Annotated in this window: 12 protein-coding genes; 7 read left to right on the top strand and 5 right to left on the bottom strand. The window is 53.7% G+C overall.

Annotation, left to right across the window (positions count from 1 at the left end):
- The 4 genes from QEH52_RS06955 to QEH52_RS06940 form a co-directional block, all read left to right on the top strand.
- The coding region (locus QEH52_RS06955; RefSeq protein WP_308949375.1) for a hypothetical protein at nucleotides 1-274 on the top strand (274 nt) is incomplete at its 5' end.
- Between the two features lie 66 nt (nucleotides 275-340).
- A complete protein-coding gene (locus QEH52_RS06950) occupies nucleotides 341-1066 on the top strand; it encodes a double zinc ribbon domain-containing protein (RefSeq protein WP_308949374.1) in 726 nt (241 codons plus the stop codon).
- A gap of 47 nt (nucleotides 1067-1113) precedes the next feature.
- On the top strand, nucleotides 1114-1968 hold the full coding sequence (gene accD, locus QEH52_RS06945) for an acetyl-CoA carboxylase, carboxyltransferase subunit beta (protein ID WP_308949373.1): 855 nt from the start codon (nucleotides 1114-1116) through the stop codon (nucleotides 1966-1968).
- A gap of 84 nt (nucleotides 1969-2052) precedes the next feature.
- Nucleotides 2053-3321 carry a bifunctional folylpolyglutamate synthase/dihydrofolate synthase gene (locus tag QEH52_RS06940; RefSeq protein ID WP_308949372.1) on the top strand — a complete coding sequence of 423 codons (1269 nt, stop codon included), beginning with the start codon at nucleotides 2053-2055 and terminating at the stop codon, nucleotides 3319-3321.
- Nucleotides 3322-3432: 111 nt separating this feature from the next.
- Here the strand turns inward: QEH52_RS06940 and QEH52_RS06935 are convergent, their stop codons facing one another.
- The 5 genes from QEH52_RS06935 to QEH52_RS06915 form a co-directional block, all read right to left on the bottom strand.
- Nucleotides 3433-3846 (bottom strand): hypothetical protein, encoded by a 414-nt coding sequence (locus QEH52_RS06935; RefSeq protein ID WP_308949371.1) that lies wholly within the window; start codon nucleotides 3844-3846, stop codon nucleotides 3433-3435.
- Between the two features lie 12 nt (nucleotides 3847-3858).
- Entirely contained in the window at nucleotides 3859-4266 is a 408-nt protein-coding gene (locus QEH52_RS06930; RefSeq protein WP_308949370.1) for a hypothetical protein, read from the bottom strand.
- A gap of 17 nt (nucleotides 4267-4283) precedes the next feature.
- A complete protein-coding gene (locus tag QEH52_RS06925) occupies nucleotides 4284-5801 on the bottom strand; it encodes a hypothetical protein (RefSeq protein WP_308949369.1) in 1518 nt (505 codons plus the stop codon).
- Entirely contained in the window at nucleotides 5786-7819 is a 2034-nt protein-coding gene (locus tag QEH52_RS06920; RefSeq protein WP_308949368.1) for a DNA translocase FtsK, read from the bottom strand. The genes QEH52_RS06925 and QEH52_RS06920 overlap by 16 nt, the downstream gene beginning before the upstream one ends.
- A gap of 132 nt (nucleotides 7820-7951) precedes the next feature.
- A complete protein-coding gene (locus QEH52_RS06915; RefSeq protein WP_308949367.1) occupies nucleotides 7952-8773 on the bottom strand; it encodes a DNRLRE domain-containing protein in 822 nt (273 codons plus the stop codon).
- Between the two features lie 189 nt (nucleotides 8774-8962).
- Here QEH52_RS06915 and QEH52_RS20525 point away from each other — a divergent pair, with 189 nt between their 5' ends.
- The 3 genes from QEH52_RS20525 to QEH52_RS06905 all read left to right on the top strand — a co-directional run bounded on the left by QEH52_RS20525 (nucleotide 8963) and on the right by QEH52_RS06905 (nucleotide 13064).
- Nucleotides 8963-9214 carry an AAA family ATPase gene (locus QEH52_RS20525; RefSeq protein ID WP_345785452.1) on the top strand — a complete coding sequence of 84 codons (252 nt, stop codon included), beginning with the start codon at nucleotides 8963-8965 and terminating at the stop codon, nucleotides 9212-9214.
- Between the two features lie 20 nt (nucleotides 9215-9234).
- Entirely contained in the window at nucleotides 9235-9552 is a 318-nt protein-coding gene (locus tag QEH52_RS06910; RefSeq protein WP_345785451.1) for a DUF4143 domain-containing protein, read from the top strand.
- 116 nt (nucleotides 9553-9668) lie between these two features.
- Nucleotides 9669-13064 (top strand): acyl-[ACP]--phospholipid O-acyltransferase, encoded by a 3396-nt coding sequence (locus QEH52_RS06905; protein ID WP_308949366.1) that lies wholly within the window; start codon nucleotides 9669-9671, stop codon nucleotides 13062-13064.
- Nucleotides 13065-13084 lie beyond the last annotated feature (20 nt).

The raw sequence follows: 13084 nt of genomic DNA, 5'->3' as shown, positions 1-13084 counted from the left end.
TCACAATCTAATGGTGATGCTGGAATGCGACATCACAGGTAAGCACGCTATCATCAATCACAAAGAAATCCGCCGCTGTGAAAAACGCGATACCCGGGCCCGGCAGGAATGTAAGCAACAGAACAGGCCGTACTCCCCGCTGCTCTTTAGCAATCCACGCAGACGCTCTCAGCTGACACTGAAATTTATACGTTGGCTGCGACATCACCTCAGAGTCGGCAGCTTCATCAGCCAAGCCCTGCAGTCGCTCAGGCAAATCTACGCTGCATTTTGAGCCGGATTACTTGGACACCGTTCATGGAGAGCTTGACGATGAGAGGGTTTTGCTTAGATTGGGGATATGTCACGGTTTCCCTTAGGGCGGCAGATGCTGGATGTGTTTTTTCCGCGTAGTTGTGTGCATTGTGGCGATGCGGTGGAGGATTCGGACTATCAGTTTCTTTGCCGGGATTGTAGCCGGGAGCTCTTTCTCTCTAAGCCGCCGACTTGCACGACTTGTGGCTACCCTTTCTTTGGCATGCTGGCGGGGCCACGGACTTGTCCGCATTGTGTGGAGTTGAACCCGCTGTTTGAACAGGGGAAGACTTTGTTTTTGGCGAAGGGGCCGGCGCGCTCACTGATTCATGAACTTAAATATAAGTCTGGTTTTTATGTGCTGCAGGATGTGCAGACGATGATCGCGTCCGCGCCTTACTATCGGGACTACTTTAAGGGGGCGATCTTGGTCCCAGTGCCCTTGCACGCTACGAAAGAACGGGAGCGGGGCTTTAATCAGAGTCGTGTGATTGCGGAGGCTTTGTGGCAGGCGACGGAGGCGCTTGAGGTGCAAAATATGTTGCTCCGAAGGCTCTATACTCAGACGCAAACGCGCCTGAGTCGGAGTGACCGTCACCAAAATGTAAAAAATGCCTTTGCTTTGGTAACCGATGCGGTTGTAATTCCGAATCAAACATATATTCTGATCGATGACGTGTTCACTACGGGGTCGACGCTTAATGCTTGTGCCGCCGTCCTTCGCGGGGCAGGTGTTGATTCAATCAAAGTCGCGACTCTCGGACACGGATAGTCTATTTACTAACTCTTAATTCTTAATTTTTAACTCCTACTTCTCTTATGGCACTCTTTGGAAAACCTCAGTACTCGACCGTCACCGTTAAGAAAAAGGACATCCCTAAGGATCTTTGGACGAAATGCCCGAAGACGGGCGAGATCATTTACAACCGTGTATTGAAGGAAAATTTGATGGTGGTGCCAAGCAGTGGCTACCACTTCCCACTTAAAGCACGTGATCGTATCGCTTCTATGCTGGATGAGGGGACTTTCGAAGAGATGGACATGGGGGTGCATTCGCTGGATCCTTTGGAATTTAACGCGACTTCTTCGTATCCTGAAAAGTTGAAACAGAATCAGGATAAGACCAAGGAGACGGATACGGTCATTTCTGGCATGGGCACAATGGGGGGCATGCCGGTGAGTATCGCGGTGATGGATTTCCGCTTTATGGCGGCTAGCTTGGGTTCGGCAGCGGGTGAGAAAATCACGCGTGCGATTGAGCGTGGCGTGGAAAAGAAGTGTCCTGTCATTATCGTTTCCGCTTCGGGGGGCGCTCGTATGCAGGAGGGGATTTTAAGTTTAATGCAATTGGCAAAGACCAGTGCTGCGCTTGCGAAGTTAAGTGAGGCGGGACTTCCTTATTTCTCAATTTTGACGAATCCGACGATGGCGGGTGTGATGGCTAGTTACGCATCGTTGGGGGATGTGATTATCGCGGAACCCGAAGCGTTGATCGGCTTTGCGGGTCCGCGTGTGATCAAGGAAACCACGCAGCAGGATTTGCCGGCTGGCTTTCAAACATCTGAGTTTTTACTTGAGCATGGTTTGGTCGATTTGATCATTCCTCGTGGTGAAATGCGCGACCGTATGATTAATTTAATTAAGGCGCTCTACGGCTCTAAGAAGTCGGCGTAGGGTTTGTCGGGGCGTGATTAGTCACGCCCGCCGAGCAACAGCAGCTTTTAGACGCGGGCGTGACAAGTCGCGCTCCTACGTTTTATGTCTCAATACACCAACACCCTCGACTATCTCTATGCGCTGAAGAATCGTGGTTCTAAGTATGGAATTGATCGGATGCGGCTTTTGGTGGAGGCGCTGGGCCACCCGGAGCGGCAATTCCCGGTGATTCATGTTGCGGGGACCAATGGTAAGGGCTCGGTGTGTGCGATGCTGGAGGCGCTTTATCGGGATAATGGTTATCGCACGGGTTTTTTTAGTTCGCCGCACTTGGTGCATTTGGGCGAGCGGGCGCAGGTGAATCGGCAGATTCTTTCGGAGGCTGAAATTGTGCGCTATACGGAGCAGTTAAAGCCGATCGCTGCGGAACTGGGGCGGGATGACCCGGAGCTACATCCGACTTTTTTTGAATTTGTGGCGGCGATGGCTTTTCAGCGTTTTGCGACGGAAGCTGTGGACATTGGGATCATTGAGACGGGCCTCGGTGGTCGTTTGGACGCTACAAATGTGGTGGATCCTGCACTGTCGATTATCACAACGATCAGCTTGGACCATACAGAAATGTTGGGCGATACGCTGGCGGCGATTGCGGGTGAAAAGGCGGGCATTATTAAGGCCGGCAAGCCGGTGTTGATGGGCAAATTACCTGCGGAGGCGGAAGCTGTCGTTCGTCAGGTGGCTGAAGAGCGTGGTTGTCCGTTTTATGCATTGACGGATCGTTTCCCGGAGGGATCTACCCTGCCCTTTACCAATCTTGCGGGCAGTTTTCAGCGTTGGAATGCGGCCTTGGCGGTCTATGCGACGGAGATCCTGGCGGAACAGTTTCCGCTACAATCGACGCAGGCGCTCTCGCATGTAGATTGGGCGGGGCGCTGGCAGGTGCTCGAGGTGGATGGGCGGCAATTGATCCTAGATGCCTCACATAACCCTGAAGGCGTGGCTGCGCTGGAGGAAAACTTGGCTAAGTTGGTCAAGGCTGAGGGGCGCGAACCGATTATGATCGCTGGGACATTGGGCGAAGATCGTGCCCGCAGTTTAATGTCAGTGGTCGGCCGTTATGCGGATGAATTGTATTTGGTGGCAGCTCAACAAGAACGGGCGACGCCTACTGCTTTTTTAAAGAGCTGTCTTGAGCGCGATGCGGTGGAAACGGACCTTACGGCCCTTTTCCCTACTCCGGGGCGTTGTGCCATTGGAGAGCCGGGCGACACAGTGGTGTTGACGGGCTCGTTGTATTTGATCGGAGAAGTGCTGGAGCGTATCCAGGGCCGGGCGAAACTAGCTGGGAGCGGGCTGCAGGATAAGGTTTAGTGTGGGGGATGTCTTTGTACGGCTCGTTCTTTTCTGGCTTGTCGTGACTGCGTAGGATCTGTGCCTGTAAATCGGCGGGCGTGACAAGTCGCGCCCCTAGCTTAACCAATACTAGAAAGTCGCGTCGTAGAGTGTTTCTACTGGGGCTCCGTCAATATCTATGGTTTGGACTTTGAGCAGTTTCATGCCGGGGAGTGGCTCGTGTAGCAGGCTGTTGAGGTGCTTTAGGTCGGTGGCGTTTTGTTCGCTGGTTTGGCCTTTTTCTGTCCAAGTGATCTGGTAGGCGACCTCATCTGGATTGAGGCGGCGAGGTTTGAATGCGACTTGCTTGGCTTTGCTCTTCTTGGGCTTGGCGGCCTTTTTCTTGATACTTGAGGGCAAGGTGACGCTGGGGGCTTCGAAGGGGTAGTTTTCGCCTAGCAGTTCGTTGATGCGGCTCTCTGTGATGTGCACACGCGCAAGCTCAGCTTCCCGTTGTATCAGGAGGCTGTTGATGGCGATGAGCTCTTCGGGAGAGGCCGACATGCAGGCGAACGCTTACGCGTCGTCGGTCTTTGACTCGTCTTCCTTGGCGCTGGCTGCGTCGTCGGATTTGTCGGATGTGTCAGACTTAGCTGCGTCGTCTGCAGGCTTTGGAGCTTCCTCTTCCTTTTTCACGACAGGCGCTGGCTTGGGAGCCGCCTTTTTCTTTACGGGCGAAGCGGATGCAGTAAAGGTGGCGACGGGCATGGGTGGCTCTGGGAATGGGAAGACGCCGTCTTCGCCGACGATTTCGCAGACTTGAGTTTCGAGTTCGGCGATGCGTTGGTAGGCGGCCTCGCGTTCTTCCAGCAGTGTATCAATCTGGATGCGGGCTTCGAGTGCCTGGCGGATCGTTTCAGCGTCGCCGCGGAGAATGATCTCTGTCATCGTCAAGGGGATGAGCTTTTGTGGTTTTTTAGCCATAATTTGATTGGTTGAAATTAGTCGTTAAAGAAATTGGCGATTTTATTAAAGAGGGCTCCTTTACGTGGGCGCTCTGCTTTGGAAGTTGTTTGTTCGGGCTTAAGCTCAGGTTGTGGGGCGTCTGTTTGTGTTTGTTCGCGTTGTTGCTTGCGGATGCGCTGGGCAAAGTTTTCTTCGGCGGCAAAAACTACTTTGCGGTCCGAGTCGTTGAAAAGGCTGCGCAGTAGGTGTTCACTTAGGCTGGGGTTACTGGCGAGTTGACGGCGAACTTGCGGGCTGGGGTCCTTGCTGAGTGTATTTTTGAGTGCTTCGTTGAGTTGAGCCGAACGAGCCACGAAGGCCCGCACACTGGGTGCGGGGTGTATGGCGAGTTGTTGTGCGACTTTTTCGCTGAAACGATCGTAGTTGATTTCTTGATAGGCGAGGTGCTCGGCTACGGCCAGTGACTCTCGATGGTTGATGAGCAGATCGTAGTGATCGCTGGCCAAGTCATCGCGATAAGCAACCAGCAGGGCAATGTCGTCGTCGGGGTGTTGGCAGAGCTCGCTGAGGGTGGCATCGCTGGTCGCGCGGTTTTTCGCCAGAGTGCGTATCGCGTTGAGATCGTTGGAGGCAGCGATATGGAGTGCGATCGCCTCATGGATGGCGTGGTTGCCAGCTAAGCGACGGCGCACGCGCGGCGAAGTGTCTTGTGCAAGCAGGCGTTGAATGCTGGCTGGTAGGTCCGCTTGTTCTGCGAGAAAGATGCGATCCCGGGTATCTTCTGATTCGGCGAGATAGAGCATTTCGGGGCCGGATAGTTCGCTGCCTTTGAGCGCGGTGCGAGATACGAATGCGTGGGGCGAGGTGCGTAAGGCTGCGCTAACGGGTGCTGGTAGCGCTTTATTACGTCGTAGCAGGAGCAATTGTTGGTGTTGTTTATTTTGATCGGCCCAGAGCTGGAGTAGTTCTTCGTCGGATGAGAAGTTGAGGATGGTGGCAGCGCTGACTAGGCTGTCGTCGCTATTGGCAAGGTGCACGGCCACATCGGTATCGAGGTTTTTACGTTCACTCAGAGCGATGCGTACAGCGCTGGAAGCGTCGTCCGCCAGTAAGAATTGCAAAGGATTGGGCAGAGCCGAGTTTTGCGCGAGTGTGGCGCGGACGAACTCGTTTTCGTCGGTGACCAGCGTTTGAAATTCCTTAGGCGTGAGGTTGGGGTTCGCGGCGAGGGCGTGGCGGACGGCGACTTGTGGGTGTTGGGTCAGGCGTTGCAGTGATTGCTGCGGACACCGCGGATTGCCGGCCAAGCCAATCGCGATGTCGACCTTCTCTGGATCCAAGCTGCTGGCGATCTGCTCAGCCAGATCGGAGGGAATCAGTGGATAGTGCGCGAGAAAGCTGAGGTAGCGGTCTTGATCGTGATAGAGATCGTAGAGGTCGCGCAAGATACGCGTGAGCAAGGGCGGCTTGCGATGCGCCCGCACGGTCGCCTCGACGCCAAGCTCATCAATTTGCGCCACCAAATCCTCGCAGGTTTCTATTTCTTGCACCATTCGACCTCCTCAGGGGTGATAAAGACCTCACGCGGCGTGGAGCCATTTTGTGGGCCGACATGCATGCGGTCTTCCAGCTCTTCCATTAGGAGCGCGGCGCGGTTGTAGCCGATACGCAGGCGACGTTGTAGGAAGCTGGTGCTGGCCTTTTGGCTTTCGGCCACGGTGAGCATGGCTTTCTTTAGGAGCGCTTCGTCGTCTTCGCCCTCGATACTTTCGATGCCCATTTGGGTGCCGCCTTGATCAACCGGGGCGACCGTGCTGAGGTCGACGCGGAATTCCGGCAGGCGTTGACCCGAAATGTGCTCCACCACTTGAATGATTTCATGATCTTCCACCATCGGGCTTTGGATACGAATCAGCCGCGCAATGCCCGGCGGATTGAAGAGGAAGTCACCACGACCTAAGAGGCTTTCGGCGCCCTTGCAGTCCAGAATGGTGCGCGAGTCCACATTGGAGGAGACTTGGAAAGCGATACGTGTGGGGAAATTGGCTTTAATAATACCCGTAATGACGTTCACACTTGGGCGCTGGGTGGCCACGATGGTATGGATGCCGACGGCGCGTGAGAGCTGAGCGATCCGAGCCAGTGCGCCTTCGGCATCACCCTTGGAAGTCATCATCAGGTCGGCCAACTCGTCGATAATCACGACGGTAAAGGGCATCTTCTTAAAGCCTTCGGCTGCGGCTTTTTCATTATAACCGGCAATATTACGCACCTGCTTTTCGGCCAGCACTTCGTAGCGGCGTTCCATTTCGGCCACCACCCACTTGAGCACTTGCACGGCGGGCTTGGCATCGGCCACGACGGAGTGGATCAGGTGCGGCACTTGGCGGAAGAGGCCAAATTCCACCCGCTTAGGGTCGATCAAGACCAGTTCCAGCTCATCCGGTTTGAATTTATAGAGCATACTGAGGATCAGCGTGCTCATACAGACCGATTTACCACTACCTGTGGCACCTGCGATTAACAAGTGGGGAGCTTTGGCTAGGTCGGTAATGATTGGCTTGCCTTGGATATCGAGGCCCATGACCAGCGGAATCTCGTAGTCACAATCACGCCAGGCCTTGGACTGTAGCAGGGTGCGCAGGGCAATCGGCACAGAATTGCTATTACCAATTTCGATACCAACAAAAGGTTCGCCCGGGATCGGGGCTTGCATGCGGATATTGGTGGTGGCTAGAGCCAGTGCGATATTCTTTTGTAGGGCGACGATCGACTCAACCCGCACGCCCATACCAGGTTGCACGCGGAATTGAGTAATGCGCGGGCCAATTAGGGCGTCATAGACGTGAGCATCGACAGCGAAGCTATCAATCGCATCTTGTAGCGCATTTTTCTGAGCTTCCAGCGCTTCCGGTGTGACCAAAGTGACCGAGCTAATATTCGGCTTGTCCAAGAGTTCAATGGTCGGCACCTGGTATTCGGAAAGATCAACCGGTTGTACGATCGGTTCCGGCTCAGGTGCGGCTTCGGCGGCTAAGGCGTCCTCGGCAGCCACTTTAGCCGCTTCTTCGGCGATTTCACGCGAGCGTGGATCTTCGCCAGCCAGTTGGGCACGGGTGTTTGCGAGCATGCGCTGAAAGCGAGCTTCGCTATCGCTTAGGTAGGTTTTAAAATATGCGCTGCGTTCTTCGCGGTCTTTGAGTAGTGCGTCGAGCTCCGTGCGCCATGTGGCCAGTTCAGCCGCTTCGGCCGCCATGACCGCTTGTTCCTTTTCCGCTTCGCTGACGATGGTGTCAGGCAAGGCATCGTCCTCATCTTCTTCGAAGGTTTGGTCAGCTCCGTCTTCGTCAATTTCGTCAGAATCTACCAGATCTTCAGCGAGGACTTCGTCGTCTTCCAGCACATGGTTGTCGTCAACCTCATACTCCACCCACTCGTATTCGATTTCTTCTTCTTCTTCGTCAGCGCCCGCAACGCTCTCCTTCATCGCTTCGATGGTATCCACCAAGCGACTAATCCCCGCCTTCATCAGGCGGAGGGAGCTTTTTTTTCTGGAGAAAGGGAGAGCCATGTAAGTGGAGCAAAAGGCCCTGCGAATAGTGCGTCACAGGGAAACGCGCTACGCTGAAATAACTCTGCAAGGGTTCAAGGCTGAATTTTCTGGAGCATGCGAAATCTTTCTGACAGAAATCGGCCGCTTTGCTTATAATCGGGGGCCCACTCCGCCAAGTTTTCGACGACTGACAAGCCAGCCTGCTGCTAAGCCTAACAGCAAGGTTGCGTGGGCAGGTTCTGGCACCACTGAAAATTGTAACTCTGGCCCAGTGACCGCTGGTATATCATTGTTAGGATCACCGTCGTTATTCAGTGCTTCTGCGATCTGGATGTTTTCACTCGATGCGAATTTCAGGTTGGAATCTCCGGGTGAACTGGTCGTCAGGATCAAGGTAATGGTAGAATCACCCGAATTCGTATACGTGCTCAAATTGCTAAATTCAAAGGAGTAAATCGTTCCGACATTAGACGTGGGGCCGCTAGATTGCGTGGTAAATGATCCAAGAAAGCTTGTATCGCTTGAATCAGTTGAAGTGTAACTGCTGTCATTACCTGGAGCGTTGTTGAAAGTCAGCAGCTCATCTGACCAGTCCCTTCCCAATTCCCCTTCACTCGCAGTGAAATTTGCGTTCAGCGCGTATACATTCACAGAGTGACTGCTCGGGCTCGAGGGATCATAGACTGGATCTGATATTTTTAGGTTCAAAGTCGCACCAGTGTCCGCTGCAAGAGTGAATTCCGATAGGTCAAATTTGATCCATATCTTACGACTGACACTACCATTGTTTCGCTCACGTTTCACCAGCAGCTGCTCATCATTAAAAACCGTATTTGGATCCGCGGCCAAAACATACGCATCTTCGATTGCAGTTGCCAAAGCAACGCCCGCATTTAATGAAGAAACGATAGCCAGTGAAGGAAATAGTATTATCGCTGTTAATCTCATTGTGTGGTTTTTTACTACTTTCACCCATAAGATATACAAGCCCATTCATCTTGCTGCGTTGATTCGCACTGAATTAACTTAAATTTGGCAGTGGTCCGGCTCTTAGGCTCGGCGGGCGTCACAAGTGAAGCCCCTACATTTTCTACCTATGAAATCTAACTCTTCTTCCTATTTGCGCTTTACCTTAGACAAAATTAAAGTCAGAGTTTAATAATGTCTAAAATAATACGAAGGACATTAACAGATGAACTGTTGTTGAGTGCTTCTGAGTATCCCGTAGTCACGGTGATTGGGCCTCGGCAATCGGGGAAGACAACTCTAGTGCGCTCGGAATTTCCTGAGCATGTTTATGTAAACTTAGAGAACCCCGAGTGGCGGGAACTTGCGCAAAGGGATCCAAAAGCTTTTTTAGCCCGTTTTCCCGCTCCAGTTATATTCGATGAAATACAACGTGTAACAATGTAGAATTAGAGCGAGATCCTTTAGTGGGAGGATTATTTGAGAATTTAGTGGTGCTTGAAGCGCTGAAATCCAGGACCCACAGGGGGCATGATCCGAGTCTATATTTCTTCCGAGACCATAATGGACGTGAGGTTGATTTACTCTATCCCGATGGAAATCAGGTAATCCCGATTGAGATCAAATCAGCTCAAACTTTTGATGCTAGTTTCGCAAAGGGTGTTCATTATTTTCAGAAATTATCTAACTCGGATCACAGGGGCTGGATCATTTATGCCGGCGACAGTGAATTCGTAACTGATCAGTATGAAGTGAGTAATTTTAAGTCGGCGTTTGATGTGTGATGGCGAAGAATGGGCCGACTACAGTTCGAGCGGGCAAGTCTGAACATAGATAAATCATAAGGCCGCAGTTGTTGACGATTAGGTTTTATTGCGGAAGATGTCGGCGCATTCTACCTATGAAAACTAACTCTTCTCAAGCGCTCCCCAAGACCTTTTGGTGGCATAACCTCACGCAGTTTGGTGGGGCGATGAATGATAATATTTTCAAGCTGCTGATGGTCTATGCCCTGATTGCTTGGAAGGGGGAGGCTTCCTCGGCGGGTATCCTGGCCTCGGTGGGACTGGTGTTTGCCCTGCCCTTTTTGCTGATCGTGCCGATTGCGGGCAACTTTGCGGATAAATTTAGTAAGCGTAAGCTGATCGTGATTCTGAAGCTGGTGGAACTGGTGGTGATGGGCTTTGGGATTGGTGCGCTTTCGCTTCAAAGTCCCGCGATGTTGTATGTCACGATGTTCTTGATGTCGGCGCAGAGTGCTTTCTTCGGGCCTTGTAAATATGGCATCTTGCCGGAGCAGGTGGATTCTGAGCAGCTCTCGAAAGCGAATGGTTCGTTGCAGTTGTTTACCTTTCTCGCGATTATTTGTGGCACCGTGCTGGCGCCGGAGTTGAGCTTGCTCAGCAAGGGCAATTTCAGTTTGGCGGCATGTGTGTGTCTCGTGATCGCCGGGCTGGGCTTGTTGGCGTCTTGGCAGATTGCGCCCACGCCGGCGCATCCGATTCGTCGGTTGAGCCTAAATGGCTTTGGCTCGGTCTTTCGCACAAGTTTGGAAATTCGTAAGGACGGCTTTCTGACACTGGCGGTCTTGGCCTTGGCGGTCTTCTCTTTGGCGGCTGCATTTATTCAGCTGAATGTGCTGGATTACGGGGAGCAGCACTTGGGGCTGACGCCTGAGGCGGCGACGCGCTTGTTTCTGCTGACCGCGATCGGGATCGGTGTGGGCTCGACCACGGCGGGCTGGTTGAGTGGGCGCGGGATCGAGTTTGGCATCGTGCCGGTGGGCGCGCTGCTGATGAGTTTAAGTCTCGGCACCTTGGGTTTGATGGCAGAGGGTAATGTTTGGCTCTCGGCCATCAGTATGGCAGTGCTCGGCTTTGCGGCTGGGCTGTTCATCGTGCCGCTGCAGGCCTTCATTCAATACCGCAGCCCCGAGGATCGTGTCGGGGCGATTCAAGCGACGAATTCCTTTATGAGCTGGTTGGGCATCCTGTTGGCGAGTGGCTTGATCTATTTGAACGGGGCCGTGTTGGGCGGCAGCGCGCAGAATGGCTTTTTGTTGTTGGCTTGTTTGATTCTCGGCTTGGCGATTTTCAGTTTATGGGTGCTGCCGGACTTTTTTATTAAGTTCATTGTGATGCTGATTACGCATGCCTGTTATCGCTTTCAGGTGCGTGGGCTGCATAATTTGCCAGCAAATGGCCCAGGATTGTTGGTCTGTAATCATGTCAGTTTGATGGATGCAGTGCTGGTGATGAGCAGTCAACAGCGACGCATTCGCATGCTGATGTCGCGTGAGCAATACGAGGGCTACGGGCGATTGACGCGCAAAGTGATCGATCTGGCGCAGGTGATTCTAATACATAGCCAGGACAATCCCAAGAAACTGCTGCAATCGCTCAAGACCGCCCGGCAGGCACTCGATGATGGTTATCTCGTTTGTATCTTTGCCGAAGGTTCGCTGACCCGCACCGGCATGATGCGTCCCTTTAAGCAGGGCTTCGAACGTATCGTCAAAGGAACGGACTACCCCATCATCCCCGTCTATATCGGTGGCGCCTGGGGCAGTGTGTCCAGTTTCTATCAAGGCATGCCCAAAATCCGCCTGAGTGAGGATTTTCGCTATCCCGTCAGTGTGCATTATGGGGAGCCCCTGCCGACCCGCTCCAGCGCTTTCGAGGTGCAGCAGGCCGTGAGTGAGCTCTCGGTGGAGTCCTTCGAACTGGTCAAAGAGCGCCGCAAGAGTCTCGGGCATGAGTTGGTGGCCTCCGTGCGTCGCAACTGGAACAAGCTCGCCAGTGCCGATACCACGGGGCGCGAGATGAAATTTGGCGAACTACTGATTGCCAGTTTACTACTGCGAGATCGCTTGCGGGCCCAGACCGATCCCTCCGAGCGCAGTCTTGGCATTTTACTGCCGACCGGCACCGCTGCCACATTGGCCAATCTCGCTACAACCCTTGATCGACGCATTAGCGTGAATCTCAATTACACCGCGCCCGCCGCCAGTGTCGCTTCCGCGCAAGCTCAATGCGAGATCCGTACTGTGCTGACCTCGCGTAAATTTCTGGAACGCCTACCAGAGTTACCGATGGGTGACAATTTGCTTTATTTGGAAGACTTACTCGCCGACCTGAGTGGCCCAGCCAAATTACTCGCCTTCGTAAAGGCCCGATTGTGGCCCGCCCGTATGTTGATCGCCGGTATCTCGCCGGTGCAGCCCGACGAGGTGGCGACGATACTCTTTTCCAGTGGCTCCACCGCCGAGCCCAAGGGCGTGATGCTCAGCCATCATAATTTACTGTCCAACATCGAGTCCTTTCGCTCCGTCGTGACGCCCAAGCGAGAAGACGTCATGCTGGCCACCCTGCCCTTCTTCCATTCTTTCGGCTATACCGTGACGCTTTGGTTTCCTTTACTTTCCGGCATCACCACCGCCTGCCACAGCAATCCACTCGAAGGCGAAACGATCGGCCAACTCGCCGAGAAATACCGAGCCTCGATTCTGTTGACCACGCCCAGCTTCTTGCTCGCCTATGTGCGCAAGATCAAGCCCGAGCAGTTGCAGCATTTGCGCTACACCTTCACCGGAGCCGAAAAACTACAGCCACGCGTGGCACAGATGTTTGAAAAGCGCTTCGGCGTGCAACCGCTCGAAGGCTATGGGGCGACCGAGCTCTCGCCCGTGTGTGCGCTCAGCCTGCCCAATGTGACGGTCGATAATCTCGAAGAGACCGGCAATCGCGAGGGACGCCTCGGCCGCGTATTGCCCGGCATGGCGATGAAGATCGTGCATCCCGAGAGCAAGGCCACACTCGGGCCCGGCGAAGAAGGCCTGATTTATGTCAAAGGCCCCAACGTCATGTTAGGCTATTTAAACAAGGAAGCGCTGACCGCATCGGTGCTGCAGGACGGCTGGTACGACACCGGCGACATCGGCCTGATGGATGTGGACGGCTTTTTTGCCATCACCGGGCGACTCTCACGTTTCAGCAAGCTCGGGGGCGAGATGATCTCGCACGGCGCAGTGGAAGAGGCCCTGCAAGGCGCCTTCGGGCTCAGCTCCGATGCCCTGGTAGTCGTCGCGATCGAGGATGCTCGCAAGGGCGAGAAGCTCTGTGTCTTCCACACCGAAGCCGCCTTGAGCGAGGACAGCATTCGCGAGCAGCTCAAAGCACTCGACATTCCCAATCTTTGGAAGCCCAACCCAAAGGACTGGCAGTATTTGGAGGCCTTACCCTTGCTCGGCACTGGTAAGCTGGATTATCGTGAGTTGAAGGCACTGGCAGTAAGGTAGGATCGACACTTTGTCTGTCC

Origin of the sequence: Thalassobacterium maritimum, from assembly GCF_031127805.1 — a bacterium.
Lineage (GTDB): Bacteria > Verrucomicrobiota > Verrucomicrobiia > Opitutales > Coraliomargaritaceae > Thalassobacterium > Thalassobacterium maritimum.
This window is presented reverse-complemented; position numbering and strand designations above follow the sequence as displayed.